Genomic DNA, 24,959 nt, shown 5'->3' with positions numbered 1-24,959 from the left:
ACGGTATCCAATCGGTAACCACCCTTCCTCCTACGGTCGCCGTACCACTTTGTCGAGGAGGTTGCGGTGAGCAAGATTCTGGTGATCGGAGCCCGCGGACGGGCCGGATCAGCGGCCGTCACGGAGGCCCAGAGCCGCGGGCATTCCGTCGTCGGCGTCGCCCGTACGACGACTGCCGGGCAGGTCGTTGGAGATGGGACGGCTGCGGGGTTGGTCGTCGGGGATGTGACGGATGCGGGGCGGCTTGCGGAGTTGGCGATGGGTTGCGATGCGGTGATTGCGGGGGTGTACGACGGCGGGAGCGACCCGGGTGAGTTCTTCCCGCGGGCTGCTCAGGCCCTCGTCGACGCGCTAGAGAAGGCCGGGGTACGACGGCTCGTGTGGGTCGGGCTGGCGTCGATCCTGCCGACCGCGGACGGGACGTTGCTGATGGACACCGACGGATACCCGCGGGAGTACCGCTCGTTCTTCCTCGCCCACCAGGCAGCGCTGGACGTCTTCGCGCAGTCGTCCCTCGACTGGGTCTCGATCGCACCCACCGGGGACTTCGACCACGCCGATCCGTCCCGGAAGGGGAGGTATCGCGTGGCGCCGGCGGATGCCCAGGGTCTGATCTCGTACGCCGACTTCGCGGTCGCACTCGTCGACGAGGTAGACCGCCCGGTGCACCACCGCACCGCGATCGGGGTAGTGGTCTAGACGGGTGGGTCGCGGGCGCCGACGTACGGGCGATAGGTTCGGCATATGGCTGGGGCGGAGGAGTACTTGGGTAAGGCGTTGGCGATCGCGCAGGAGGCGGCCGAGACGCAACTCGGCGCGATCCGGGTAGCGGCGGGGCTGGTCGCCGACGCGCTCGCCGACGGGAAGACGTTCTGGGTGTTCGGGACGGGGCACAGTCACACGCTGGCCGAGGAGCTGTACGGGCGCGCCGGCGGACTGGCCGACGTACGGGCGATCCTCGAACCGGGACTGATGCTGCACGAGGGCCTGCAGAAGAGCTCGCTCCTCGAACGCCTCCCCGGCCTGGCCGACGTCCTGCTGGAGATCAATCCGCTGGAGTCCGGCGACGTACTGCTCATCGCGTCGAACTCCGGCCGCAACGCCGTACCCGTCGAATTCGCCCTCGGCGCCCGCGCCCGCGGCGTGAAGGTGATCGCCCTGACCTCACTGGCCCACTCGAACGCCACCACGTCCCGCGCCCCCGGCGGCCAACGCCTCTTCGAAACCGCCGACGTCGTCATCGACAACTGCGGCGTACCAGGCGACGCCCTCATCAAAGTCCCCGGTACGCCGGAACCCACCGGCGCCACCTCCACCCTGGTAGGCGCCCTACTCCTCCAGGCCCTAACCGTAGAAGTAGTAACCCGCCTGACCGACCGCGGCCAACCCCCCAACATCCTCCGCAGCCTGAACGTCTAGCCCCACGAACGCTCAGCCGTCCGCTCACCGCATGAGAGTCAGGTGGCGCGGTAGGCGACTGTTATGTCGTAGCGGTCTGAGCGGTAGATGGAGCGGCCGAACTCTATGACCTGGTCGGTGGCGGTTCGGGGGGCCGAGGTGATGATCAGGCAGGGGGTGGAGCTGTCGATCTCGAGGAGTTCGGCGTCGCCTGGTTCGGGTGGGGCGGCGACGATGGAGGCGGAGACCATGCCGAGCGTGACGCCGTACCGGGTGGCGAGGATCGTGTACAGGGACTTCTCGGCGAAGTCGATCTCCTCCAGGCCGGGGTAGCGGTTCAGGGACAGGGCGGTGCGTTCGATCGCCATCGGGTCGCCGTCGGCGGTGCGCAGGCGGACCAGGTGCAGGACCGGCGTACCGATCGGCTCCTCGAGCTCTCGGGCGAGGTGCTCGTCCGCGGCACCGACGCGGTGTTCGAGAACCTTGGCGCCGGGCTCGATGCCGCGGTTGATCATGTCCTGGCTGAACGAGGACGCGAGCATCCGGGACGGGCGCGGTTCCGCGACGAAGGTGCCGCCGCCGGGGCGGCGGTTGGCCAGGCCCTCGGCCACGACGCGGTCGACCTCCTGCCGGACGGTCATCCGGGCGACGCCGAAACGCTCGGCGAGGACGCGCTCGGACGGCAGCACGGTGCCGACGGCCAGCGAGCGCGTGAGGTTCTCCAGAATCTCGCGAATCTGGTCACCCTTCGGACGATCGGGCCGCAGCGCGGTAGGGAGCTCGGCGAGATCGCCGGGGTTGTTCCGTGGGCGGGCCATGAGGTCAGTATCCCTGGGAATCTGCCCGGCAAACCGGTTGCCGGGGAACGCGGGCCGCGGCTGGGTCCTGGCCGCGCAAGGCACCCGCGACCACTTCGTCCCGGACGACCTTGTCAGGCCGACTGTAACGTCCGGTGCCGCCTCACGGCCAGCGACGATCCACAGGCTCGGCAATTCCCGCCGGGGGTAGTTTTAGCGCTATGACCCCGGGACAGTTCGTGCAGGAGACGTCGTCGACCGGTGAGTGGAAGCGGCAGGGCAACAGATTCACCGGCCGGATCTCCCGCGACTCCACGGCAGCACCCGGCGAAGGACCGGACGACCAGGGCCGGTGGCCGGTCGAGCCGGGCCGGTACCGGCTGGTCGTCAGCCTGGCCTGCCCGTGGGCGCATCGCTCGATCATCGTCCGCCGGCTGCTCGGTCTCGAGGACGCGATCAGCCTCGCGGTCGTGGACCCGATCCGCGACGAGCGCGGCTGGCGGTTCACGCTCGACCCGGACGGTCGCGACCCGGTGCTCGGCATCGAGTACCTGTCCGAGGCGTACCTGCGTACCGACCCGTCGTACGACGGCCGCGTGACGGTGCCCGCGATCGTCGACACGACCACGGGTGAAGTGGTCACGAACGACTACCCGCAGATCACTCTCGACCTCTCCACCGAGTGGACCGAGTTCCACCGACCCGACGCCCCGCAACTGATCCCCGCCGATCGCGCGGAGATGGACCAGTTGATCGAGGAGATCTACCGGGACGTGAACAACGGCGTGTACCGCTGCGGTTTCGCGACCAGCCAGGAGGCGTACGACGCGGCGTACGACGCCCTGTTCGCGCGGCTCGACGTACTGGAGGAACGGCTCGCGGATCGCACGTATCTGCTCGGCGACACGTTCCGCGAGGTGGACGTGCGGCTGTTCACCACGCTGGTCCGCTTCGACGCGGTCTACCACGGGCACTTCAAGTGCAACCGGCAGAAGCTCACCGAGTTCCCGAACCTGTGGGCGTACGCGCGCCGCCTGTACCAGCTTCCCGGCTTCGGCGAGACCGTCGACTTCGATCAGATCAAGCGGCACTACTACGTCACCCACGACAACATCAACCCGACCGGCATCGTCCCGAAGGGCCCGGACCCGCTGGCCTGGATCAGGTAGCGAGCGCCGCCAGCGCCGCGTCGACCGCCGACCTCAACTGCGCCCGGGTCGCCCCTGATCGCGAACGCAGGTTGATCGCGTACGCAAGCAGCGTCAGCAGCTCCGCCGCCCCCGGCACGTCGGTCCCGGGCCGCAACTCTCCGTTGCCCTGAGCAACCTTCAGCGCGGCGGCGAGCGAATCCCGCAGTACGGCGTGATGCTCGGACAACACCGCCCGTACGGCGTCCGGCGGGCTCTCGGCGTTCGCGTTCGCCATCATGCACCCCCACCCGGCGTACTCCCCGGAGCACCGCAACCGCACCAGTTGCTCGAAGAACGCCCGCACCGCGGCGAGACCTCGGCCGTCCGCGGCGAGCTCGTCGAACATCGGCCGCGACCGGTGTTCGAGGTACCGCCGCGCGGCCGCCGCATACAGGTCGTCCTTGCCGCCGAACGCGTTGTACAGGCTCGACCGGCTCAGTCCGGTCGCGGCGACCACGTCCTGGATCCCGGTCGCCGCACTCCCACGGCGCCAGAACAACTGCTCGACGGCAGCCAATGCCTCCGCCTCGTCGAAATGTTTGACATCGGGCATACCCGGCATCATATCTTGGAACGACCGATCCAAGATAGCGAGGAGTCGTGATGATCGACGTACTGGTGCTCGACGTCAACGAAACGCTGACCGATATGGAGCCGCTGCGGGACGGGTTCGAGGCGGCCGGGCTGCCCCGGCACAGCCTCGACGCCTGGTTCGCCGCGACGTTGCGGGACGGTTTCGCGCTGACCGCGGTCGGTGCGTACGCCGCTTTCCGCGACCTGGCCGCCGAGCTCCTCGAGGCGCAGCTCCGCACGGCCGGGATCGAGCCGACCGCGGAAACCACAAAGAACGTACTTTCCGGATTCACCCGCCTCCCGCTGCACGCCGACGTCGCGCCGGGTCTGCACAAGATCCACGAGGCCGGCGTACGCATCGTCACCCTGACCAACGGCTCGGCAGCGATGTCCGAAAACGTGTTCCGGGACGGCGGCATCCTGCCCCTGCTCGAGCACCGGCTGGACGTGTCGGTGCCGCAACGCTGGAAGCCGCACCCCGACGCCTACCGGTACGCCGCCGAGGTCTGCGGAGTGCCCGTGGAACGGATCGGTCTCGCCGCCGTGCACCCGTGGGACATCGACGGCGCCCAGCGCGCCGGGCTCCAGGGTTTCTACATCGACCGCCGGAAAACGCCGTACCCGAAGGTGTTCGGCACGCCGGACCACACGGCCGCGGACTTCGAGGCCCTGGCCGAACTGATCCGGGAGTAGCGGTCGGGACACGTTAGGATGGCGTTGGTGCGCCGGGAAGTCTGGTCGGCAGTCCGTCCGACCGACCCCGAACGAAGGGCCGTCCATGAGCGAGCACCCACGGATCCGGCAGCGTAGGCGCGCATTTCCCCGCATTCTCGGCCGTGAACGGGCATTTCTCGCCGACACGCTGCGCGCCGAGACGACCGGTGGTCTGCTGCTGCTCGCCGCGGCCGTGGTCGCGTTGGTCTGGGCGAACTCGCCCTGGCAGGACGCTTACCACCACGTCCGCGAAGCGCAGCTCGGCCCGCTCACCGTCGAGGCCTGGGCCTCCGACGGCGCGCTGACACTGTTCTTCTACCTGGCCGGGGTCGAGCTGAAGCGCGAGATCGTGGTCGGCACGCTGTCGAAGCTCAACGAGGCCGTCGTTCCGGTGGTCGCGGCGATCGCCGGAATGGTGCTCCCGGCAATGATCTATCTGATCACCAACCTGGTGACCAACGACGGCAAGCCGGAGGGCTGGGCGGTGCCCACGGCAACCGATATCGCCTTCGCGCTCGCCGTCCTCGCGATCGTCGGATCGTCGCTGCCGAGCGCGCTGCGGGCGTTCCTGCTCACCCTCGCCGTGGTCGACGACTTCGGCGCGATCCTGGTGATCGCCGTGTTCTTCTCGCACGGGTTCCACCCGTTCCAGCTGCTCGCCGCGGTCGCCCTGATCGCGCTCTGGTACGTCCTCCAGCGCCGCCGCGTCCGTACGCCGTTCCTCTACGTGCCGATCGCGATCGCGGCCTGGTGGTTCATGCACGAGTCGGGGATCCACGCAACGATCGCCGGCGTCGCGCTCGGGCTCGTCACGCGGGTGGTCGCGGATCCCGGTGAGGACGAGGCGCCGGCCGAGCGGATCGAACACCGGCTGCGGCCGTGGTCCGCGGGGGTCGGCGTACCGCTGTTCGCGGTGTTCGCCGCCGGGGTGACGTTGAGCGGCAGCGCCGTACGGCAGTTGCTGACCGACCCGGTCGCGATCGGCATCGTCGCCGGGCTGCTGGCCGGGAAGACCATCGGGGTGTTCGGCGGATCATGGTTGACCGCGCGCTTCACCCGGGCCGAGCTGAACTCCGATCTGGCCTGGCGGGACGTCGCCGCGGTGTCGGTGCTGGCCGGGATCGGGTTCACGGTCGCGCTGCTGATCGCGCAGCTCGCGTTCGGGTCGGACGCCGCCCAGGTCGAGCGCGCGAAGGCCGCCGTACTGATCGCCTCGGTGCTGGCCGCGCTGATCGCCGCGCTGCTCCTGGCTCGCCGGAACCGCGCGTACACCGATTGACCCGCGGGCGTGGGCGGTAGTGTCAGAGCACGGACGTGCGGGAAGGAGTCGCGATGTCGATGAATGGGGACGAGCCCACGGTCGGCCAGCTGGTCGCGAATGCCAGCAAGGAGCTGTCCAGCCTGGTCCGCAGCGAGATCGAACTCGCGAAGACCGAGCTGAAGAAGACCGCGGTCGCGGCCGGAACCGGAGCCGGGATGTTCGCGGCGGCCGCGTTCCTGGGGCTGCTCGCGGTCATCCTGCTGTGCATCGCCGCGGCGTACGGCCTGACCGCGGCGGGCCTGCACCCCGCCATCGCGTTCCTGATCGTCGCCGGCGCTTTCCTGCTGATCGGCGCGATCCTGGTGTTCATCGGGATGCGGGCGCTGAAGAGCGCGAAGGGTCCGACGCGGACCATCGAGACCTCGAAGGAGTCGGTCGAGGTTCTCAAGTCGATCGGCAAGGGCGACGACGAGACGTTGGCCTTGCCTGAGCCGGGCGTACGGCGCTGAGCCCGGCAGGAGTCGTCGACCTCCTGGTCGACGGCCCCTGGTCGCACTCACTGGTCGCGGCCAACGGGGCCCGGTTCCACGTCGCGGAGTGTGGCGCGGCGCAGGATCCGCTCGTCCTGTTCCTGCACGGCTTCCCCGAGTTCTGGTGGGCCTGGAGACACCAACTGCCCGTTGTGGCGGCCGCCGGGTACCGCGCGGTGGCGATGGATCTACGGGGGTACGGCGCCAGCGACAAGACACCTCGTGGTTATGACCCGTACACCGCGGCCGCCGACGTGTCCGGGGTGATCCGGTCGCTCGGCGCAACGGATGCGGTCGTCGTCGGGCACGGGTGGGGTGGGTTCATCGGGTGGTCGGCCGCCGTACTGACACCGCGGCAGGTCCGGGGGCTGGCTGCCGTGTCGGCGCCGCACCCGCTGTTGCTCACCCGGTCCGGGCAGACGAAGGCGCTGACGCGAAGCGCGTGGTTCCAGCTGCCGATCCTGCCCGAGCGCCGACTGCTGGCGCAGGACGGGATCCACATCGAGCGTCTGCTCCGTGCCTGGGCCGCGCCGGGCGGGACCTTCCCGGACGCGGAGGCGTCGCGGCGCTACCGGGCCGCTCTCCAGGTCTGGCCGGCACCGCACTGCGCGCTCGAGTACCACCGCTGGTTCGCCCGGTCCCGGTTGCGCCCGGACGGCCGCAAGTATTCGGCGAAGATGCGTACGCCGGTCGCCGTACCCGTCCTGCAGCTCCAAGGCGCACGGGACGCAGCGGTGTCCCCCACCGTGGTCACACCCCCAGATCTGGTCACAGCACCGCTGCGCCACGAACTCATCACCCCCGCCGGCCACTTCCCCCACGAGGAAGCCCCGGACCTGTTCAACACCCTTCTCGTGGACTGGCTGAAGGACATCCACCCGCAGGCACGACGCCGGTGACGTGGCCGACAATGCCGGTGACCTTCCAAATGCCGGCCGCCTGCTCGATCCGGTAGGTCAGGATCGAGCCGCGGCCGCAGTCGTAGAAGATGCTGGTGTGTACTTCCTTGTGGTCGGTCTTGCTGACCACGGGGCCGACGGTGACGGTCGCAACCCGTCGGTCGGCACAGGACGGGTCCTCGCCGTCGAACGTGACCGGCGCCAGCGGCCGGACCGCCATCTCGATCCGCGCCTTCGCGGTGGCGGAGAATGTCACGACCGGGGCCGGGGATGCTTTCAACGCTTGAGTTTCTGCACGCTGGCCTTGGCCGAATACCTGCACGACTTGCCAGCCGTCAGAAGGCTCGACCCGGCGCGCGATCGAGAAGACGGCGGCAGCCCAGATCTGGCCGTCGTCGGAGACCGCCGGCGTCGCTGCCGGTGGCGGATCGGAGCGGTCGGGCCGGTGGACGCCGTACAGGACGCCGGCGAGGACGACGAGGACCGCGGCGGCCGCGAGCAGGACCGGGACCGGGTTCCGGCGCTTGGTTGCCTCGGGCAAATGATCGGCCAGGGTCTCGCGCTCGGTGAAGGTCTCGCGGAGGAGGTCGCCGAGCTCCTCGTCGGTCAGCCGGGTCGGCTTGGTCATGTCAGGCCTCCTCTGCGGGCAGTTGGTCGCGAAGAGCCGCGAGGGCTCGGGAAGCGTTGGATCGGACTGTGCTCGGGGTGATGTCGAGTAGCTTGCCGATCTCGTCGTCCGGAAGGTCCTCGTAGTACCGCAGGACGAGCACGGCGCGCTGCTTGCGGGGCAACCCGGCGAGCAGCCGCCATACCGCATCGCGCTGGGCGTGACGGTTGCCGATGTCCTCGTCGGTGGGTACGTCGCGGGTCTCGGCGACCGGCAGCTCGCCGTGCTTCAGCAGCCGGCGCCAACTGAGGAACTCGTTGAGCACCATCCGGCGCAAGTAGGCATCGGGCTGATCGACCTCGCTGATCCGGCTCCACTTGCGGTACGCCCGCGTGAAGACGGTCTGGACCAGGTCCTCCGCACTGTGCCGTCCGCCCGTCAGCATGACGGCGAACCGCAGCAACCGTTGCTCGTTCGCCGCTACCAGCTCGTCGAACGACAACTCACGCCCCACCTCACTCGCTGCCACCGCCACAGTCCTTCAACGCGGTGAGCACCACGACCTGCTGCATCAGGTGCAGGATTGGGTGGAAACCTCTTGGGTGGCGGAGGCGCCGGCGCGGGCGTCGTCGGCGACCTGCCGGGCGGTGAGGACGTAACCGGTGCGGTTGTCCTCGACGGAGGCCGCGAAGACCACGCCGTACACGACGCCCTTCGCGGACAGCAGCGGACCGCCGGAGTTGCCCGGGCGGACCGAGGCCCAGATCGAGAACGCCTCGCGGGTGACCGTCCTGTCGCCGTAGATGTCCGGGCCGCGCAGCCGTTCCTCGGAGCGGATCCGGGCCGGCTCGGAGTCGAACGGGCCGTTCTCCGGGTAGCCGAGCACGACCGCCGGGTCGTCGGCCTTACCGGTCAGGTCGAAGGACAGCGGGGCCTCGGTCAGCTTCGGCACGTACAGCACCGCGATGTCGGTCTCCGGGTCGAACACCACGACCTTGGCGTCGTACTTCTTCCCGTTCACCTCGACCTGCGGCGAGCTGACTCCGGCGACGACGTGCGCGTTGGTCATCACGCGCTTCGGCGCGTAGACGAACCCGCTGCCCTCCAGGCCGCGCGAGCAGCTGGCGACGCCGGTGACCTTGGCGATCCGGGTGTACGCGTCCCGGACCGGCTGCTGCCGGGCGATCGCGCTGTCCGGCGGCTGCGTCTCCCGGATCCGCTCCGGGACGAACGGGTCGAGGAACCGCGGGAACAGGTCCGTGTTGACGACGTCGTTGAACGACTGCAACGCGCGGTCGGCGCTGTTCGGCAGTAGTTCGTCGACCTTCGCGAGCACCTCGGACCCGCGAACGGCAGACGTGACGCTCGGGATCCGGGCGCCGCTCACCGCGACCCCGAGCACCCACGCGACGATCAGCGCCGACGCGGCCGCCAGCGCCGCACCGGCGAGTGCATCCAGGAAGCGCACCGGCCGCCACGACATCTTGTTGCGTAACCAGGCGCCGATCACGGCGGCACGCCATCGCCCGAACGACGCGAGCGCCACCACCAGCAACAACGCGACGAACGACACGGTGACGCTCGGTGAGAAGTGGTCGAGCGCCTTGGGGACTCCCCAGACACCGAGCGCCGCACCACCGAGCAGGCCGAGCGTTGCGCACGCTCCGACGACGAAGCCCTCGACGTACCCCGAGATGGCCAGCGCTACCGCCGCACCCACGACCACCCAGTCGAGCAAGCTCATTCCACGCCTTCCGACTTGTCACCTGGCGTCCGGCCGAGATCGTGCTCGATGGCGGTCATCCGCCGCACGTCCTCCGGCCGTCGTCCCTCGCTCCGCCAGGCCGCCTCGACCAGTCGGTCGGGCAACGGTACGACGTTCGAGGGGTCCCAGTCGCGGTACCACCCGCCGAGCTGCAGCATTTTGTCCAGCAACCCGGCCGTGAACCCCCAGATGTAGAGGTCGCCGATGATGAACGCCGGGCCGGTGAAACCACTCGGGTGCAGGCAGCTGATCCGGTTCGCCGGGTCGGCGAGCGCGCTGACCGGCACCTGGTGAACGGACGCGACCTCGGCCGGGTCGACCACCGCGACCGGCGACGGCTCCCGCCACCAGGCCAGCACCGGCGACACGCCGAAGTTGCTCACCGGCACCCAGAGCGCCGGCCAGATCGCGAACGGTACGACGCCGTCCGGGTCGAGGCCGGTCTCCTCCTCGGCCTCGCGCAAGGCCGTGCGGACCAGACCACTCTCCCCGGGACCGTCCTCCGGGTCGGCGCCGCCGCCCGGGAACGCCATCTGCCCGGCGTGCTTGCGCAGCGTCCAGGCCCGCTCGGTGAGCAGCACCTCGGGCCCGTCGTTGCCGTCAGCAAGCAAGATCAGGACGGCGGACTTGCGCACCGACGGGTCGTCCGGCGGCAGGAACCGGGACAACACGTTCGGATCCACGTCCTCGGAGGCCTTCGCCAGCGGCCCCAGCCAGTCCGGGATCCCGACGTTACTGAAGATCATCGGGTCACCCCGAGCTTCTCCTCGAGCAGCTGATCCAGCTGCTGCTGGGACGTCAGTACGCCGCGGTGCACGTAGGCGACCGTGCCCTTGTCGTCGACGAAGACGGTCAAGGGCGGGCCGCCGACCTTCAGCGCCCGCTGGATCGCCTTGTCCTGGTCGACGACATGCGGATAGGCCAGGCCCTCCGCGTCGGCGAACTTCACCGCGAGCTCCGGCCGCGGGTCGTCGTAGTCGATCCCCAGCATCGTCACCTTGCCCGACTTCGCGAGCGCGGCCAGGTACGGCGCTTCGTCGCGGCACGGGCCGCACCACTGCGCCCACACGTTGATCACCAGCGGCCCCCGGAGATCGGCGAGCCGGACGTCCGGTCCAGTACCCAGACACGGCAGGCTGATGTCCGGTAGGCCGTTGCTGACCGGTGGCTTCGAGGGCGCCGACGGGCAGGCCTTGAGCCGGTCCGCGCCCGGTACCGCGCTCCGCCCGGACGACGGCGTACCGCTGTCACCTGCTTGCTCCGATCCACACGCCGCCAGTGTCACCGACAACACCAACGCGACCGCCCCGACGAGGGCATGTCTGGATTGCCAGACATGCCCTAGGAGCGATCGCGTGCCGCGGGACGACGTACCGGATCTCACGCTGGGGCCTTCACCAGCTTCGCGGCGACGTCGGGGGAGGTGGGTCCGGCGCCGTACGACGGGCACCACTGGGCGATCGGGCAGGCGCCGCAGGCCGGCTTCTTCGCGTGGCAGCGCCGACGGCCGTGGAAGATCAGCCGGTGCGACAGCATCGTCCAGTCCTTCTTCGGGAACAGGTCGCCGATGATGTGCTCGACCTTGACCGGGTCCTCCTCGGCGGTCCAGCCGAACCGGCGGACCAGGCGGCCGAAGTGCGTGTCGACGGTGATCCCCGGGACGCCGAACGCGTTGCCGAGGACCACGTTCGCCGTCTTCCGGCCGGTGCCGGGGAGCTTCACGAGCTCCTCGAGCTTGTTCGGTACGACGCCGTCGTAGTCGTCGACGAGCGCCTGGCCGAGTTTCATGACGCTGTTGGTCTTCGCCCGGAAGAAGCCGGTCGGTTTGAGGATCGCTTCCATCTCGTCCCGGTCGGCCTCGGCGTACGCCTGCGCGGTCGGGTACTTCGCGAACAGCGTGGGGGTCACCTTGTTCACCGTGACGTCGGTGGTCTGGGCCGAGAGAATGGTGGCCACCAGCAACTCGAGCGGGGTGGTGAAGTCCAGCTCGCAGTGCGCGTCGGGGTAGGTCTCGGTCAGTACTTTGTGCATTTTCCGGGCCCGGCGGACCAGCTGGGTATGCGTCTCGTCGACGTACACCGGGGCCTTGCGGGGAAGCTTGAGCGGGACCGCCACGAGGGGCTCCGCGACGCGCGGGGATGGCATGGAGGCCAGCCTACGTCCGCCCACCGACAACCCACGCTGCCGTTGCCCAGCGGCTGCGGCGTGGCAATCGCGGGTTACTGAGGGTGCCGAAGGGCACACTGTGTGGTGCTCCGGCGAGTCGGGGCGAGCCTACATGGCGGTGCCGACACCCGAGGAGCTACGGTTTTGGGGCGACCGGGTGTACACATATCGGTCGACGGACGTGGCGGATCCCACGTTCGTAGTCGTGGTCGAAGGTCCTAGGAGGCCCAGAAGTGGATGCCGCAGTGCTCCGACAGGCACCGCTGTTCAGTCAGCTCGACGACGAGGCGGCCGACGCCCTGGCCGCATCGATGACCGAGAGCCGGCTGCGCCGCGGTCAGGTGCTGTTCCACGAGGGCGATTCCGGTGACCGGCTGTTCGTCGTGGTCGAGGGCAAGGTCAAGCTGGGCCGCACCTCCGCCGACGGCCGGGAGAACCTGATCGCCGTGCTCGGGCCGGGCCAGATGTTCGGTGAGCTGTCGCTGTTCGACCCGGGACCGCGGTCCGCGACCGTCACCGCCGTCACCGACGCCCAGCTGATGTCGCTGACCCACGACGAGCTGCTCCGCTGGCTCGACGGCCGTCCCGCGGTGGCCCGCGGCCTGCTGCTGCAGCTGGCCGGCCGGCTCCGCAAGGTCTCGGAGGTGGTGGCCGACCTCGTCTTCTCCGACGTACCGGGCCGGGTCGCGAAGGCCCTCCTGGACCTGGCCAGCCGCTTCGGCCGCACCGCCGACGACGGCGTTCACGTCCACCACGACCTCACCCAGGAGGAGCTCGCCCAACTGGTCGGCGCCTCCCGCGAAACCGTCAACAAGGCCCTCGCCGACTTCGCCTCCCGCGGCTGGGTCCGCCTCGAACCCCGCTCGGTAGTCCTCCTCGACGTAGACCGCCTCCAACGCCGCGCCCGCTAGCCCCACTCCCGCCCGCCGGCGAACCCTCCAGCTTGGTGGGCATCCCCTCAACTGGAGGGTTGCCCACTGAAAATACGAGGGGGCAACCCTCCAGATGAGTGGGCAACGTTCGGTCGGTCAGGCGCGGGCGAAGGCGGCGCGGATGCGCGCGATGAGGCTGGCGGGGTGGTCGAGGTCCGCCCACGTGACGCGGACGACCTGCAGTCCGAGGGCGCGGAGACGGTCCTCCCGCAGTTTCTCCCGGATCAAGGTTTCCCGTGCCCCGTCGCCGTATTTGAGCAAACCGTCGAACTCGACCACGGTCCGCTCCGCGGCGAAGAAGAAGTCAACCCGGCCGACGAATCCGGCGGCGTCGGTGAACACCGCCTGGAGCACTGGCGCGGGGAGTCCATAGGTATGCACCAGCACCCGGAATCGCGACTCGCCGACCGACTCCGACAACGGATCGCTGAAGCCGAGGGCCGCCCTCGCCGTCGCACTCCCCGGCCAGAACTCGGTAGCCTCCAGCAAACGCTGTACGTCGACCTCGCTGATCGGATGATCCCGACGTACGGCGTCCGCGCTGACGACAGCCGCTTCGAAGGACGACGTACACGCCGTCTCGAAGAGGGCTCGCGGCACGGTCGTCGCGAGCAGACCGTCCGTGACGGTCAGATCGACATCGGTGAGCTTGCCGCGATGGTGGCGGACACCGGCGATCCGACCCCCACGGTGCCGGTCGAGTCGATTCACGTGAACCTCTGCGAGCTCGAGCCCCCACAGCGGCACTCGGTGCAGGACCAGGGCGGACTGATGGCTCACGGCAACCCTGCCGGGGCTCATCGAGTTCATCACCGCGTGGACGAGTCGACGATGCTTCAGGCTCTGCTGGTCCCACGCCGGGAGATGGTCCAGCTCGACTGCCTCGGCGTACTGCCCGTGGCGGATCCGCTCCCAGCGTCCGTCCTGGATCCGGTCGTTGATCTGCCCTGGGGTGTAACCGCAATCCGCGGCCTGACCACGGCTGTACACCCCGCCCTGGGTGTCTGCGAGGAGCTTCAACTTCGGATTCACCAGCCAAGCATCAACCGAATCGCCCTCCCCCGGCTGCCACAAACCCCAACCTGTGGATAACCGCGAACCCTCCAACTCGGTGGGCATCCCCTCGGTTGGAGGGTTACCCACTGAAAATATGAGGGGCAACCCTCCGGGTCGGTGGGCAACCCCATCTGGAGCTAGGGGTTCAGGTAGTCGAGTTGGGCTCGGACTGAGCGTTCGGCGGCGGGCCAGAGGGATTGGGGTACGTCGGCGTAGACGTGTTGGACGATGGATTCGGGGGTTGTGTGGCCTTGGGCTATGGCTTCGCGGACCTGGGCCAGGCGTTCTTCGCGGTGGTTCAGGTAGTACGTGAGGACGTCGGACGGGTCGTCGATCACGGGGCCGTGGCCGGGGAGTAGGCGGAGTACGTCGGCCGGGGAGTTCGCGAAGGCCCGGAGGCGCTCGAGGGAGTCGAGATAGGGGCCCAGGGCACCGTCCGGGTACGCGACGACCGACGTACCGCGGCCGAGGACGGTGTCTCCGGTGAGGAGCGAGCCGTCCTGGGGCAGCCAGAAGCAGACCGAGTCGAGCGTGTGGCCGGGCGTCGGGAGGACCTCGATCCGGAGGCCGTCGGCGGTGATCACGTCACCCTCCGCCAGACCGTGGGCGTGATCGGTGGGGATGCGGAACTCGGGATCCACAGCCCGTACGCCACAGCCGGCCTGGTTGGCGAACCACGCGGCGCCCTCGGAGTGGTCCGGGTGCTTGTGGGTCAGCAGTACGACGGCGACCTTGCCGGCCGCGTCCAGGACCGCGCGGAGGTGGTCCTCCAGCATCGGGCCGGGGTCGACGACCACGGACCGCTCGGCGTCCGGGGCACGGAGGATCCACGTGTTGGTGCCGTCCAGCGTCATCAGGCCGGGATTGTCGGCCCGCACCAGCGTGGCGTACTCGGTGACGTTCATGTGGTCTCCAGATAGGCCTGGTCGCCGTCGACGCGCACGGTGGGCATGATCGCGCGGATCTCCCGCGCGCCGGCCGCGTCCAGGATCGCCGCGACGTCGTCGTACTGCGAGAGTTCGTGGCAGCAGATGTACGTCGGGGGCAGCATCAGCATCTCGCCCGCGTCGACGGCCGCGACCGCGTCCGCCGGGCGGATCCAGGTGACCTGGTCGGACTCGCTCGTCACGTCTCGGGTGACCTGTCCCGCGGGGAGCGCGGCGACGAAGAACGCGGTGTCGTACCGCTTGGGCTCGAACTCCGGGGTGATCCAGTGCGTCCAGGGGCCGAGCAGGTCGGCGCGCAGAACCAGCCCGCGGCGGTGCAGGAACTCCGAGAAGCCCAGCTCACGGGTTTCCAGGGCGACCCGGTCGGCCTCCCAGTCGGCTCCGGTGGTGTCGCCGACGACCGAGTCGTCCGACGGTCCGGCGAGCAGGACGCCCGACTCTTCGAACGTCTCGCGGACGGCGGCGGCGACGTACGCCGCTGCTGTCCGCGCGGAGCAGCCGAGCCGCTCGCCGAACCACTCCGGCGAAGGTCCCGACCAGGAGTCCGCGACGGTGGAATCCGTCGCGTCGACCCGCCCGCCGGGGAACACCGTCATCCCGGCAGCGAACGCCATGGTCCGCTGCCGCCGCAGCAGGTAGACCTCCGGGCGACCCGCTGGTGCGGCGGGTCGGGGTGGGGCGGCCGGTGTGGTCGGTGGTGGGTCGCGGAGGAGGATGACCGTGGAGGCGGGGCGAGGATCGGCCGGCGTCCGGGTGCCCGCGGCGTACTCGAGGGCCACCTCGGCCATCCGGCCGGTCATCAGCTGCGACTTCAGGTCCCGCACGAGCGGTCAGCCGACCTCGACGATCAGTTCGATCTCGACCGGGGCATCGAGCGGGAGGACCGGGACGCCGACCGCGCTCCGGGCGTGCTGCCCGGCGCCGCCGAAGACCTGGCCGAACAGCTCGGACGCCCCGTTCGCCACCTGCGGCTGGCCGGTGAAGTCCGGCGTGGAGGCGATGAACGCGACCGCTTTCACGATCCGCTTCACGTTCCCCAGGTCGCCGATCTCCGCCTTGACCGCGGCCAGGGCGTTCAGCGCGCACTGCTGGGCGCACTCGCCGGCCACCTCGGGTGTGACCGCGTCGCCGACCTTGCCGGTGGCGATCAGCGTGCCCTCGCGCAGCGGCAGCTGGCCGGACGTGTAGACCAGGTCACCGGTCCGGACGGCCGGGACGTACGCGGCGACCGGCTTGGCCACCTCGGGCAGCTTCAGGCCGAGCTCGGCGAGCTTCTCCTCGGGGTGGCTCATTTGTCCTCGATCTCCCGCTTGAAGTAGGCGACCAGGTTCTCCGGGTTGAGGCCCGGGATCACCTGGACCAGCTCCCATCCGTCCTGGCCGAAGTTGTCCAGGATCTCCTTGGTCGAGTGGACCAGCAGCGGCGCGGTGAAGTACTCGAACTTCTTCATGAAGGGGACTCTAACGGTGTGTCGCGGGACACGTCCTACCCTGGGACCTATGGCGCGACTGCACGTGGTGACCGGCAAGGGCGGCACCGGGAAGACCACCGTCGCGGCCGCGATGGCGCTCGCGCTGGCCGAGCAGGGCAAACGGATCCTGCTGGTCGAGGTCGAGGGCCGTCAGGGTCTCGCCCAGCTCTTCGACGTACCACCCTTGCCGTACGTCGAACGCCGGATCGCGCACGGCCCCGCCGGGGGTGAGGTGTTCGCGCTGGCCGTGGACGCCGAGGCCGCGCTCCTGGAGTACCTCGACATGTACTACCACCTCGGCCGCGCGGGGAAGGCGCTCGAGAAGGTCGGCGCGATCGACTTCGTCACCACGATCGCCCCCGGGCTCCGCGACGTACTGCTCACCGGGAAGGTGTACGAGGCCACCCGCCGCAAGGTGCACGGGAAGCTCGCGTACGACGCCGTGGTGGTGGACGCCCCGCCGACCGGGCGGATCGCGCCGTTCCTGAACGTCAACACCGAGGTCGCCGGACTCGCCAAGGTCGGACCGATCCGCAACCAGGCGGACGCGATCATGGGCATGCTGCGCTCGGACATCACCCGGATCCACCTGGTCACGCTGCTCGAGGAGATGCCGGTCCAGGAGACCCTCGACGCGGTCGGGCAACTCGAGGCACTGGACCTGCGGATCGGGTCGATCGTGGTGAACATGGTCCGCAACAGCCCGCTCGACGACGACGCGCTTGCCCTTGCGGTGAAGGAGAAACTGCCTGCTGCCGAGTTGACCAGAGGCCTGAAGGCAGCCGGTCTCACGATCGGCGACGACCTCGTGCAGACGCTCGCGAGCGAGGCGCACGACCACGCGATCCGGGTCGGGCTCGAACGCGAGAACCGCGACCGGATCGATGCCCTGGGCAAACAGGTGACGGAGCTGACGCTGCAGCCGGACGGGATCGACCAAGGCACCCTGATCGACCTGGCCGAGGAGTTCCGGGCATGAATCTGGATCTGGACGCGCTCATCGACGACGCCGAAACGCGGATCATCGTCACCTGCGGTTCCGGCGGAGTCGGGAAGACCACGACCGCGGCCGCGCTCGGTCTGCGCGCGGCGGAGCGCGGCCGGAAGGTCGTCGTCCTCACGATCGACCCCGCCCGGCGGCTGGCGCAGTCGCTGGGGCTGACCGAGCTCGACAACACCCCGCGTGCGGTGGCGGAGGTGAACGCGAAGAACGGCGGCCGGCTGGACGCCATGATGCTCGACATGAAGCGGACGTTCGACGACGTCGTTCTGCAGCATGCGACGCCGGAGAAGGCCGAGCAGATTCTCGCGAATCCCTTCTATCAAGCGCTTTCCTCGTCGTTCGCCGGCACGCAGGAGTACATGGCGATGGAGAAGCTCGGGCAGCTGCACAAGCAGGCCGAGCGGACCGGCGAGTGGGACCTGATCGTCGTGGACACTCCCCCGTCGCGGTCGGCGCTGGACTTCCTGGACGCGCCCGAGCGGTTGGCGTCGCTGCTCGAGGGCCGCTTCCTCAGGCTGCTGCTGGCGCCGGCGCGTGGCCCGTTCAAGCTGATGTCGGCCGGGGTGAACATGGCCATGTCGGTGCTGAACAAAGTGCTCGGCGCTCAGGTGCTGACCGACGTACAGACGTTCGTGGCGGCGTTCGACACGTTGTTCGGCGGGTTCCGGCAGCGCGCCGAGCAGACGGTCGCGCTGCTCCGGGAGTCGCACACCGCGTTCCTCGTCGTGGCTTCGCCGCAGAACGATGCGCTGCGGGAGGCGTCGTACTTCGCGGAGCGGCTGCGGGCCGAGGGAATGCCGCTGGCGGGCGTCGTGCTGAACCGTGTGACGAACACGGAGGCGCCGGAACTGTCGGCGGAGCGGTCACTCGCCGCAGCAGAGAAGCTGGAGGAAGCGGACAAGTCGCCGCTGACGGCCGCCGTACTGCGGTTGCACGCGGACAAGATGCAGCAGGTCGTAGGCGACCACAAGCGGGCCGAACGCTTCCGGCGAGGTCACCGCGCGATCCGGATCGTCGAGGTGCCCGCACTGGCCGACGACGTGCACGACCTGACCGGTCTACGCCAGATCGGCGACCTGCTGACTGCCTGATTTCACCGTCAGCGAACGTCGGGAAGCGCCGGGAATTACTTGCTTACACCTGTGGTTGAGCCCATCAGACTCAACTTGGAAAAGGGTGTGACAGCGTGACCGATACGTTGAATCTTCCTGTACTGCCGCTGGACGACGTCGTGGTCCTGCCGGGAATGGTCGTGCCGGTCCGACTCGCCGACAGCGAGGCCCGGGCGGCGATCGATGCCGCGCAGGCCGCCGGTCAGGACCAGGTGCTCCTGGTCCCGCGGCTGGACGGAAAATACGCCAAGGCCGGGACGCTCGGTGAGATCGAGCAGATCGGCCGGCTGCCGGGCGGTGCCCAGGCGGCCGTGATCCGCGGGACCCAGCGGGTCCGCATCGGCGCCGGGACCACCGGCCCGGGTGCGGCGCTCTGGGTGGGCGCGACGGTGATGCACGAGATCACCGACGACCGCTCCGTCGAGCTGGCCCGCGAGTACAAGACCCTGACCACCTCGGTGCTGCAGCGGCGCGGCGCGTACCAGGTGATCGATTCGATCAAGCAGGTCGACGACCCGGCGGAGCTGTCCGACCTGGCCGGCTACGCGTCGTACCTGAACAACGAGCAGAAGTCCTGGCTGGTGGAGAACGCGAACGTCTCCGAGCGGCTGGAGAAGCTGATCGGCTGGGTGAAGGACCACCTCGCCGAGCTCGAGGTCTCCGAGACGATCCAGAAGGACGTCCAGGAAGGCATGGAGAAGCAGCAGCGGGAGTTCCTGCTGCGCCAGCAGATGGCCGCGATCCGCAAGGAGCTGGCCGAGCTCGACGGCAAGGCCGAGTCCGAGGAAGAGGACTACCGGGCCCGCGTCGAGGCGGCCGACCTGCCGGAGCACGTGCAGAAGGCCGCGCTGGCCGAGGTCGACAAGCTGGAGCGGACCTCCGAGCAGTCTCCCGAGGTCGGCTGGATCCGGACCTGGCTGGACACCGTTCTCGAGCTGCCCTGGAACGAGCGGACCGAGGACAGCTACGACATCCGTGAGGCGCGGGCCGTGCTGGACGCGGACCACGCCGGCCTGGACGACGTGAAGCAGCGCATCACGGAGTACCTCGCCGTACGGCGTCGTCGTGCGGACCGTGGTCTCGGTGTCGTGGGCGGTCGCCGCAGTGGCGCCGTACTGGCGCTGGTCGGGCCTCCTGGTGTGGGCAAGACCTCGCTGGGTGAGTCCGTGGCGCGTGCGATGGGCCGGAAGTTCGTCCGGGTCGCCCTGGGTGGCGTGCGGGACGAGGCCGAGATCCGTGGCCACCGGCGGACGTACGTCGGCGCGCTGCCGGGCCGGATCGTCCGGGCCATCACCGAGGCGGGTTCGATGAACCCCGTCGTACTGCTGGACGAGATCGACAAGGTCGGTGCGGACTACCGGGGCGACCCGACGGCCGCGCTGCTCGAGGTCCTCGACCCGGCGCAGAACCACACCTTCCGGGACCACTACCTGGAGGTCGAGCTGGACCTGTCCGACGTGGTGTTCCTGGCCACGGCGAACGTGCTGGACTCCATCCCGGCGCCGTTGCTGGACCGGATGGAACTGGTGCAGCTGGACGGGTACACCGAGGACGAGAAGGTCATCATCGCCCGTGACCACCTGCTCCCGCGTCAGCTGGAGCGGGCGGGCCTGACGGCGGACGAAGTGACCATCGAGGAGTCGGCGCTCCGGGTGCTCGCGGGTGAGTACACCCGGGAGGCCGGCGTACGGCAGCTCGAGCGGTCGATCTCGCGGGTCCTGCGGAAGGTGACGGCGAAGCTCGCTCTGGGCGAGGACGTTGGGAACCTCACGATCGACGGCGGTGGGCTGAAGGGGTACCTGGGTTCGCCGAAGTTCACGCCGGAGTCGGCCGAGCGTACGGCGCTTCCGGGTGTGGCGACCGGACTGGCAGTAACCGGTGCGGGTGGTGACGTGCTCTTCGTCGAGGCGTCGCTGGCCGACAAGGAGACCGGCCCGACCGGAGTCACGTTGACCGGGCAGTTGGGTGACGTGATGAAGGAGTCGGCGCAGATCGCCCTGTCGTACCTGCGCTCGCACGGCGCGGAGCTGGGGCTGCCCGTCGGTGACCTGGCCGAGCGGAACGCGCACATCCACGTGCCGGCCGGTGCCGTCCCGAAGGACGGACCGTCGGCGGGTGTGACGATGACAACGGCGCTGGCGTCGCTGCTGTCCGGGCGGCCGGTCCGCTCGGAGGTCGCGATGACCGGTGAGGTGTCGCTGACCGGACGGGTGCTCCCGATCGGTGGGGTGAAGCAGAAGCTGCTCGCCGCGCACCGGGCCGGGCTGACCACGATCCTGATCCCCAAACGGAACGAGCCGGACCTGGAAGACGTGCCGGCGTCCGTGCTCGCGGAGCTGACCGTGCACCCGGTGAGCGACGTCCGTGAGGTGCTGGATCTGGCGCTGGAGCCGGCCGAGGTCGGCGCACACCAGTTCGCCGCCTGACCGGGCGTACCGAAGGAGGGCCCGAGCAATTGCTCGGGCCCTCCTCCTTTTGGATGAACTTTGTCCAGCGAGGGTGACCGAACTCACACGCGGAGCGGTAACCCTTATCTGCGGTCCCGTAGTCTTAACAACCATGCGCGTCAGGGAAAAGGGCGACCGAGGCGTCGTCCAATCTGTGGTTCTGTTCCTAGGGGTGAGCGTGCTGTCGGGGGCCTTGGCCGCCGGTCTCGCCATCCCGTTCGCCGGCCTCGCCGGATTCACCACGGAGAAGACTTCCGACACGCTGCAGGACCTGCCGCAGCAGTTCGACGAGGTGCCGCTCAAGCAGAAGAGCACCATCCTGGCCGCCGACGGTACGGTGATCGCCACGCTCGCCGAGCAGAACCGGGTTCCGGTGAAGCTCAAGGACGTCGCGCCGATCATGCAGAAGGCGATCGTCGCGATCGAGGACGACCGCTTCTACGAGCACGGCGCGCTGGACGCGAAGGGCACGCTGCGCGCGCTGCTGCAGAACCAGTCCTCGGGCTCGGTGCAGCAGGGTGGCTCGAGCATCACCCAGCAGTACGTGAAGATCAGCCTGGTCGAGAAGGCGAAGACGCCGGCCGAGGTGGCCGCGGCGACCGCCGACACGTACCAGCGCAAGGTCGCCGAGCTGCGGTACGCGGTCGCGGTCGAGAAGCAGTACTCGAAGAACGAGATCCTGGAGAAGTACCTCAACCTCGCCAACTTCGGCGACGGCGCGTGGGGCATCCAGGCCGCCGCCCAGCACTACTTCTCGGTGAACGCCTCCCAGCTGACGCTCCCGCAGGCCGCGATGCTGGCCGGCCTGGTCAAGAACCCGACCGGCTACGACCCGACCAACAACGCCAAGCGCGCCAAGGACCGCCGCGACGTGGTCATCCGCCGGATGCTCGAACTGCACGTCATCTCGGTGGCCCAGGCCAACTCGGCCCTGAAGACCCCGGTCATCGACCCCAACAAGGTCCGCCCGAACAAACTCGGCTGCGGCAACGGCCCATACCCGTTCTACTGCGAGTACGTCGTCGCCGAGCTCGAGGACAACCCGGCCTTCGGCAAGACGAAGACCGAGCGTGCGAACTACATCAAAACCGCCGGCCTGACGATCCGCACCTCGCTCGACCCGAAGATCCAGGCCGACGCCCAGCGGTCGATCGACACCCACTCCAAGCCGACCGACCAGGCGATCGCGGCGATCACGATCGTCGAGCCGGGCACGGGTCTGGTGAAGGCGATGGCGCAGAGCCGCGGGTACGGCAGCAAGCGCGGCCAGACGGCGTACAACTACAACGCCCCGAAGACGTATCCGGGCGGGTACGGCGGTTTCCAGAACGGCTCGACGATGAAGGCATTCACGATCGCGGCCGCGATCCAGAAGGGCATCCCGCTCAACTACAAGATCAACTCGCCGAGCCCGCTGGACATGGGCGGCATGAAGTACAGCACCTGCGACGGACCTCGCAAGATCCCGGACGGTTACTCGCCGAAGAACTCGACGACCAATGTCGCGGACCCAACCATGATCGAGGCCGCGCAGAAGTCCACGAACACTTACTTCCTGCAACTGTCGCTGCGGGTCGGCCTGTGCCCGATCGCCAAGCTCGCCGGCTCCCTGGGGATGTACAACGCGCAGAACCTCAAGCCACTCGAGCAGGTCGCGTCGATGACCCTCGGCGTCGACTACGTCACTCCGTTGCAGCTGTCGAACGCGTACGCCGCCTTCGCCGCACGGGGCATGTACTGCACGCCGTGGCTGATCACATCGGTCAAGGACTCGGCCAACAAGTCAGTCAGCGTCCCCGGCGCGAACTGCAAGCAGGTGCTGGCGCCTGAGGTCGCGGACGGCGTCAACGCGGTCCTGCATCAGGTCATGGAGCCGAACGGCACCGGCGGCAAGCTGAAGTTCGGCAAGAGCGACCTGGCCGGCAAGACCGGAACCATCAACGACGCCAAGGCTGTCTGGTACGCCGGCTACTCGACCAAGCTCGCCGCGGCAGCAACGGTGGCCGACGCATCGGTGCCATACACCAAGCTGCAGAACCAGACACTGAATGGCAAGCGCATCAACGACCCGTCAGGTTCCGGTACGGCCGGCCCAATCTGGGAGGCCGCGATGAAGGCGGCCCTGCAGGGATACCCGACCACGCGCTTCGTTGCGCCTACCGACAAGACGCAGCGCGGTGACGTGAAGAGCCTGCCGTTCGTCAACGGTATGAACCCCGAGGACGCCGCGAACAAGCTTCGCCAGGCCGGCTTCGAGGTCGCCATCGCCTCCGGCACCGTCAACTCCGAGGAGACCGCCGGCACGGTCGCCTACACGGACCCGAGGCAGCGCGACGGCGCCCCCGCCGGCTCGCTGGTGACGATCTACGTCTCCAACGGCAGCAAACAGGTCAAGCCCGGGAAGCCGACAACCACACAGACCGTGCAACCACCCGGGTCGCCGACCACAATCAACCCGAACTGCCCACCCTGGAACCCGAAATACCCCAACTGCGGCGGCCGCGGCCACGGCTGATCGGTCAGGCGCCGAGTTGGCGTTTGACTTCGGCGGAGACGATCGAGCCGTCGGCTTTGCCTTTGACCTTGGGTTGGAGGGCGCCCATGACCTTGCCGATGCCGCGGGGGCCGAGTTCGGCGGCGCCGGTGGCGGCGATGGTCTCGGTGACCAGGGCCTTGATCTCGTCCTCGGTGAGCTGCTCGGGGAGGTAGTCGGCCAGGATGTCCGCCTCGGCCTGCTCCTTCTCGGCGAGCTCGGCGCGGCCGGCGTCGCGGTAGGCGATGACGGACTCGCGGCGCTTCTTGGCCTCGGAGCTGAGTACGTCGACGATCTCGGCGTCGGTGAGCTCGCGGGCCTCTTTACCGGCCACCTCCGCCTTGGTGATTGCCGTGAGCGCCATCCGCAGCGTCGACTTGCGGATCTCGTCGCGCGCCTTGAGGGCGGCGGTCATGTCGTCGTGCAGGCGCTGCTTCATTCCGGAGTTGGACATACCTGAGATTGTGGCAGGCTGGTGAGATGAGCTTGCGCGGGATCGCCACCACCACCCTGAAGACCACCGCCGTGGTCGGTGCCGTGGGCGCCGCCTGTGTCGCGTACGCGGCCGGTATCGAGGTGCGCTGGTTCACGCTGCGCAGAGTGACGGTGCCCGTGCTGCCGGAGGGGACCGCGCCGCTGCGGGTGCTGCACCTGTCCGACCTGCACCTGATGCCCACACAGGAGAAGAAGATCCGCTGGGTCAACGACCTGGCCGCGCTCGAGCCCGACCTGATCGTCAACACCGGCGACAACCTCGCGAGCGAGCACTCGGTTCCTCCGCTGCTCCGTGCGTACGGCGATCTGCTCGATCTTCCTGGCGTGTTCGTGTTCGGCTCCAACGACTACTGGAAGCCGCACTTCAAGAACCCGGGCAAGTACCTGCTGCCCGCGAACAAGCAGCGCCACAAGCCGCACGGGCCCGACCTGCCGTACGAGGAGATGCGCCGTGCGTTCAGCGGCGCCGGCTGGACGGACCTGAACAACGCCAAGGCCACGCTGAAGGTGAACGGCCTGCGCCTGGACTTCGCCGGCACCGACGACCCGCACATCAGGCGCGACCGGTACGACGAGGTCGCGGGCGAGATCGACCCGACGGCGGACCTGTCGATCGGCGTCACGCACGCGCCGTACCAGCGGGTCCTGAACGGCTTCGTCGGCGACGGTTATCCGCTGGTCCTCGCCGGTCACACGCACGGCGGTCAGCTGGCAGTCCCGTTGTACGGCGCGCTGGTGACGAACTGCGACCTCGACACGTCGCGCGTGAAGGGCCTGTCGACCTGGGGGTACGGCGGCCGTCAGGCGGCGTTGCACGTGTCGGCAGGGCTCGGTACGTCGCCGTACGCGCCGGTCCGTTTCGCCTGCCGCCCCGAGGCGACCTTGCTCACCCTCGTCCCACGCAATAACCCGATTTCGTCCGGACGCTGAGCCCATGTAAGCTACTCGCGACTTCGGGCTGTGGCGCAGCTTGGTAGCGCGCTTCGTTCGGGACGAAGAGGTCGCAGGTTCAAATCCTGTCAGCCCGACCACCATTGAGGGTCAGTCACTGCGGTGACTGGCC

The 24,959-nt window shown here is 69.0% G+C and carries 27 protein-coding genes and 1 tRNA gene; 14 read left to right on the top strand and 14 right to left on the bottom strand.

The window, feature by feature from the left end; translation table 11 throughout:
• Nucleotides 1–66 precede the first annotated feature (66 nt).
• Together EV647_RS12795 and EV647_RS12790 are read left to right on the top strand one after the other, a co-directional pair.
• Nucleotides 67–699, top strand: coding sequence for an NAD(P)-dependent oxidoreductase (locus EV647_RS12795; RefSeq protein WP_134002422.1), 633 nt, complete (start codon nt 67–69; stop codon nt 697–699).
• A gap of 45 nt (nt 700–744) precedes the next feature.
• Nucleotides 745–1,419, top strand: coding sequence for a sugar isomerase domain-containing protein (locus EV647_RS12790; protein ID WP_134002420.1), 675 nt, complete (start codon nt 745–747; stop codon nt 1,417–1,419).
• Nucleotides 1,420–1,457: 38 nt separating this feature from the next.
• Here the strand turns inward: EV647_RS12790 and EV647_RS12785 are convergent, their stop codons facing one another.
• The gene (locus EV647_RS12785; protein WP_134002418.1) at nt 1,458–2,216 is read right to left on the bottom strand and encodes a GntR family transcriptional regulator; all 759 of its coding nucleotides are present in this window, start codon (nt 2,214–2,216) and stop codon (nt 1,458–1,460) included.
• Nucleotides 2,217–2,416: 200 nt separating this feature from the next.
• Here EV647_RS12785 and EV647_RS12780 point away from each other — a divergent pair, with 200 nt between their 5' ends.
• Entirely contained in the window at nt 2,417–3,364 is a 948-nt protein-coding gene (locus tag EV647_RS12780) for a glutathione S-transferase family protein (protein WP_134002416.1), read from the top strand.
• On the opposite strand, the gene EV647_RS12775 is transcribed toward EV647_RS12780, so the two are convergent.
• Nucleotides 3,357–3,938 carry a TetR/AcrR family transcriptional regulator gene (locus EV647_RS12775; RefSeq protein WP_134002414.1) on the bottom strand — a complete coding sequence of 194 codons (582 nt, stop codon included), beginning with the start codon at nt 3,936–3,938 and terminating at the stop codon, nt 3,357–3,359. The genes EV647_RS12780 and EV647_RS12775 overlap by 8 nt on opposite strands.
• A gap of 50 nt (nt 3,939–3,988) precedes the next feature.
• On the opposite strand from EV647_RS12775, the gene EV647_RS12770 reads away from it, so the two are divergent.
• From EV647_RS12770 to EV647_RS12755, 4 genes are all read left to right on the top strand, one after another.
• The gene (locus EV647_RS12770; RefSeq protein WP_134002412.1) at nt 3,989–4,651 is read left to right on the top strand and encodes a haloacid dehalogenase type II; all 663 of its coding nucleotides are present in this window, start codon (nt 3,989–3,991) and stop codon (nt 4,649–4,651) included.
• An 85-nt stretch (nt 4,652–4,736) separates the two neighbouring features.
• Entirely contained in the window at nt 4,737–5,951 is a 1,215-nt protein-coding gene (gene nhaA / locus EV647_RS12765) for a Na+/H+ antiporter NhaA (RefSeq protein ID WP_134002410.1), read from the top strand.
• 53 nt (nt 5,952–6,004) lie between these two features.
• Complete coding sequence (locus EV647_RS12760) at nt 6,005–6,442, top strand: phage holin family protein (RefSeq protein WP_134002408.1); 438 nt, start codon at nt 6,005–6,007, stop codon at nt 6,440–6,442.
• The gene (locus EV647_RS12755; protein ID WP_134002406.1) at nt 6,439–7,362 is read left to right on the top strand and encodes an alpha/beta fold hydrolase; all 924 of its coding nucleotides are present in this window, start codon (nt 6,439–6,441) and stop codon (nt 7,360–7,362) included. The genes EV647_RS12760 and EV647_RS12755 overlap by 4 nt, the downstream gene beginning before the upstream one ends.
• On the opposite strand, the gene EV647_RS12750 is transcribed toward EV647_RS12755, so the two are convergent.
• From EV647_RS12750 to nth, 6 genes are read right to left on the bottom strand one after another with little or no spacing between them, the layout of a single operon-like run.
• Nucleotides 7,304–7,990 (bottom strand): hypothetical protein, encoded by a 687-nt coding sequence (locus EV647_RS12750; protein ID WP_134002404.1) that lies wholly within the window; start codon nt 7,988–7,990, stop codon nt 7,304–7,306. The genes EV647_RS12755 and EV647_RS12750 overlap by 59 nt on opposite strands.
• Before the next feature lies 1 nt (nt 7,991).
• The gene (locus EV647_RS12745; protein WP_238175426.1) at nt 7,992–8,498 is read right to left on the bottom strand and encodes a SigE family RNA polymerase sigma factor; all 507 of its coding nucleotides are present in this window, start codon (nt 8,496–8,498) and stop codon (nt 7,992–7,994) included.
• Nucleotides 8,499–8,540: 42 nt separating this feature from the next.
• Entirely contained in the window at nt 8,541–9,713 is a 1,173-nt protein-coding gene (locus EV647_RS12740) for a MarP family serine protease (RefSeq protein WP_134002402.1), read from the bottom strand.
• Nucleotides 9,710–10,480 carry a CoA pyrophosphatase gene (locus EV647_RS12735; RefSeq protein ID WP_134002400.1) on the bottom strand — a complete coding sequence of 257 codons (771 nt, stop codon included), beginning with the start codon at nt 10,478–10,480 and terminating at the stop codon, nt 9,710–9,712. The genes EV647_RS12740 and EV647_RS12735 overlap by 4 nt, the downstream gene beginning before the upstream one ends.
• Nucleotides 10,477–11,118, bottom strand: a complete 642-nt coding sequence (locus tag EV647_RS12730; protein ID WP_238177172.1) for a TlpA disulfide reductase family protein — start codon at nt 11,116–11,118, stop codon at nt 10,477–10,479. The genes EV647_RS12735 and EV647_RS12730 overlap by 4 nt, the downstream gene beginning before the upstream one ends.
• Nucleotides 11,115–11,879: an endonuclease III gene (gene nth, locus EV647_RS12725; RefSeq protein WP_134002398.1), complete on the bottom strand. Its 765-nt coding sequence runs from the start codon at nt 11,877–11,879 to the stop codon at nt 11,115–11,117. Before nth ends, EV647_RS12730 begins: the two co-directional genes overlap by 4 nt.
• 254 nt (nt 11,880–12,133) lie before the next feature.
• Here nth and EV647_RS12720 point away from each other — a divergent pair, with 254 nt between their 5' ends.
• Entirely contained in the window at nt 12,134–12,811 is a 678-nt protein-coding gene (locus EV647_RS12720) for a Crp/Fnr family transcriptional regulator (RefSeq protein ID WP_134002396.1), read from the top strand.
• A gap of 117 nt (nt 12,812–12,928) precedes the next feature.
• On the opposite strand, the gene EV647_RS12715 is transcribed toward EV647_RS12720, so the two are convergent.
• The 5 genes from EV647_RS12715 to EV647_RS41970 form a co-directional block, all read right to left on the bottom strand.
• Entirely contained in the window at nt 12,929–13,864 is a 936-nt protein-coding gene (locus EV647_RS12715; protein ID WP_134002394.1) for a type IV toxin-antitoxin system AbiEi family antitoxin domain-containing protein, read from the bottom strand.
• 161 nt (nt 13,865–14,025) lie between these two features.
• Nucleotides 14,026–14,793: an MBL fold metallo-hydrolase gene (locus EV647_RS12710; protein ID WP_134002392.1), complete on the bottom strand. Its 768-nt coding sequence runs from the start codon at nt 14,791–14,793 to the stop codon at nt 14,026–14,028.
• On the bottom strand, nt 14,790–15,659 hold the full coding sequence (locus tag EV647_RS12705; RefSeq protein WP_370342945.1) for an NUDIX hydrolase: 870 nt from the start codon (nt 15,657–15,659) through the stop codon (nt 14,790–14,792). Before EV647_RS12705 ends, EV647_RS12710 begins: the two co-directional genes overlap by 4 nt.
• Nucleotides 15,660–15,665: 6 nt before the next feature.
• Complete coding sequence (locus EV647_RS12700; RefSeq protein WP_134002390.1) at nt 15,666–16,127, bottom strand: RidA family protein; 462 nt, start codon at nt 16,125–16,127, stop codon at nt 15,666–15,668.
• On the bottom strand, nt 16,124–16,285 hold the full coding sequence (locus EV647_RS41970; protein ID WP_166679940.1) for a hypothetical protein: 162 nt from the start codon (nt 16,283–16,285) through the stop codon (nt 16,124–16,126). Before EV647_RS41970 ends, EV647_RS12700 begins: the two co-directional genes overlap by 4 nt.
• A gap of 49 nt (nt 16,286–16,334) precedes the next feature.
• On the opposite strand from EV647_RS41970, the gene EV647_RS12695 reads away from it, so the two are divergent.
• The 4 genes from EV647_RS12695 to EV647_RS12680 all read left to right on the top strand — a co-directional run bounded on the left by EV647_RS12695 (nt 16,335) and on the right by EV647_RS12680 (nt 23,383).
• The gene (locus tag EV647_RS12695; protein ID WP_134002388.1) at nt 16,335–17,285 is read left to right on the top strand and encodes an ArsA-related P-loop ATPase; all 951 of its coding nucleotides are present in this window, start codon (nt 16,335–16,337) and stop codon (nt 17,283–17,285) included.
• Entirely contained in the window at nt 17,282–18,400 is a 1,119-nt protein-coding gene (locus EV647_RS12690; protein ID WP_134002385.1) for an ArsA family ATPase, read from the top strand. Before EV647_RS12695 ends, EV647_RS12690 begins: the two co-directional genes overlap by 4 nt.
• Before the next feature lie 95 nt (nt 18,401–18,495).
• Nucleotides 18,496–20,847 carry an endopeptidase La gene (gene lon, locus EV647_RS12685; protein ID WP_134002383.1) on the top strand — a complete coding sequence of 784 codons (2,352 nt, stop codon included), beginning with the start codon at nt 18,496–18,498 and terminating at the stop codon, nt 20,845–20,847.
• A 133-nt stretch (nt 20,848–20,980) separates the two neighbouring features.
• Nucleotides 20,981–23,383, top strand: coding sequence for a penicillin-binding protein (locus EV647_RS12680; protein WP_134002381.1), 2,403 nt, complete (start codon nt 20,981–20,983; stop codon nt 23,381–23,383).
• A 4-nt stretch (nt 23,384–23,387) separates the two neighbouring features.
• Here the strand turns inward: EV647_RS12680 and EV647_RS12675 are convergent, their stop codons facing one another.
• Nucleotides 23,388–23,855, bottom strand: a complete 468-nt coding sequence (locus EV647_RS12675) for a GatB/YqeY domain-containing protein (RefSeq protein WP_134002379.1) — start codon at nt 23,853–23,855, stop codon at nt 23,388–23,390.
• 32 nt (nt 23,856–23,887) lie between these two features.
• Between EV647_RS12675 and EV647_RS12670 the strand changes: the two genes are divergently transcribed.
• Both EV647_RS12670 and EV647_RS12665 read left to right on the top strand, forming a co-directional pair.
• Nucleotides 23,888–24,826, top strand: a complete 939-nt coding sequence (locus EV647_RS12670; protein WP_370343360.1) for a metallophosphoesterase — start codon at nt 23,888–23,890, stop codon at nt 24,824–24,826.
• 24 nt (nt 24,827–24,850) lie between these two features.
• Nucleotides 24,851–24,927 (top strand) — tRNA-Pro (locus tag EV647_RS12665).
• The last annotated feature ends 32 nt before the right edge of the window (nt 24,928–24,959 follow it).

The sequence above is a fragment of the Kribbella sp. VKM Ac-2566 genome, assembly GCF_004366005.1.
Classification (GTDB): Bacteria; Actinomycetota; Actinomycetes; order Propionibacteriales; family Kribbellaceae; genus Kribbella; species Kribbella pratensis.
Note: the sequence above shows the minus strand (reverse complement) of the source record. Positions and strands in the feature narration are given on the sequence as shown.

What these genes read in the sequence shown, in the direction of transcription:
- EV647_RS12790 (WP_134002420.1), top strand. Translation starts at nt 745, where the DNA reads ATGGCTGGGGCGGAGGAGTACTTGGGTAAGGCGTTGGCGATCGCGCAG.
- EV647_RS12785 (WP_134002418.1), bottom strand. Translation starts at nt 2,216, where the DNA reads ATGGCCCGCCCACGGAACAACCCCGGCGATCTCGCCGAGCTCCCTACC.
- EV647_RS12780 (WP_134002416.1), top strand. Translation starts at nt 2,417, where the DNA reads ATGACCCCGGGACAGTTCGTGCAGGAGACGTCGTCGACCGGTGAGTGG.
- EV647_RS12775 (WP_134002414.1), bottom strand. Translation starts at nt 3,938, where the DNA reads ATGCCCGATGTCAAACATTTCGACGAGGCGGAGGCATTGGCTGCCGTC.
- EV647_RS12770 (WP_134002412.1), top strand. Translation starts at nt 3,989, where the DNA reads ATGATCGACGTACTGGTGCTCGACGTCAACGAAACGCTGACCGATATG.
- nhaA (WP_134002410.1), top strand. Translation starts at nt 4,737, where the DNA reads ATGAGCGAGCACCCACGGATCCGGCAGCGTAGGCGCGCATTTCCCCGC.
- EV647_RS12760 (WP_134002408.1), top strand. Translation starts at nt 6,005, where the DNA reads ATGTCGATGAATGGGGACGAGCCCACGGTCGGCCAGCTGGTCGCGAAT.
- EV647_RS12750 (WP_134002404.1), bottom strand. Translation starts at nt 7,990, where the DNA reads ATGACCAAGCCGACCCGGCTGACCGACGAGGAGCTCGGCGACCTCCTC.
- EV647_RS12740 (WP_134002402.1), bottom strand. Translation starts at nt 9,713, where the DNA reads ATGAGCTTGCTCGACTGGGTGGTCGTGGGTGCGGCGGTAGCGCTGGCC.
- EV647_RS12735 (WP_134002400.1), bottom strand. Translation starts at nt 10,480, where the DNA reads ATGATCTTCAGTAACGTCGGGATCCCGGACTGGCTGGGGCCGCTGGCG.
- nth (WP_134002398.1), bottom strand. Translation starts at nt 11,879, where the DNA reads ATGCCATCCCCGCGCGTCGCGGAGCCCCTCGTGGCGGTCCCGCTCAAG.
- EV647_RS12710 (WP_134002392.1), bottom strand. Translation starts at nt 14,793, where the DNA reads ATGAACGTCACCGAGTACGCCACGCTGGTGCGGGCCGACAATCCCGGC.
- EV647_RS12700 (WP_134002390.1), bottom strand. Translation starts at nt 16,127, where the DNA reads ATGAGCCACCCCGAGGAGAAGCTCGCCGAGCTCGGCCTGAAGCTGCCC.
- EV647_RS41970 (WP_166679940.1), bottom strand. Translation starts at nt 16,285, where the DNA reads ATGAAGAAGTTCGAGTACTTCACCGCGCCGCTGCTGGTCCACTCGACC.
- EV647_RS12695 (WP_134002388.1), top strand. Translation starts at nt 16,335, where the DNA reads ATGGCGCGACTGCACGTGGTGACCGGCAAGGGCGGCACCGGGAAGACC.
- EV647_RS12690 (WP_134002385.1), top strand. Translation starts at nt 17,282, where the DNA reads ATGAATCTGGATCTGGACGCGCTCATCGACGACGCCGAAACGCGGATC.
- EV647_RS12680 (WP_134002381.1), top strand. Translation starts at nt 20,981, where the DNA reads ATGCGCGTCAGGGAAAAGGGCGACCGAGGCGTCGTCCAATCTGTGGTT.
- EV647_RS12675 (WP_134002379.1), bottom strand. Translation starts at nt 23,855, where the DNA reads ATGTCCAACTCCGGAATGAAGCAGCGCCTGCACGACGACATGACCGCC.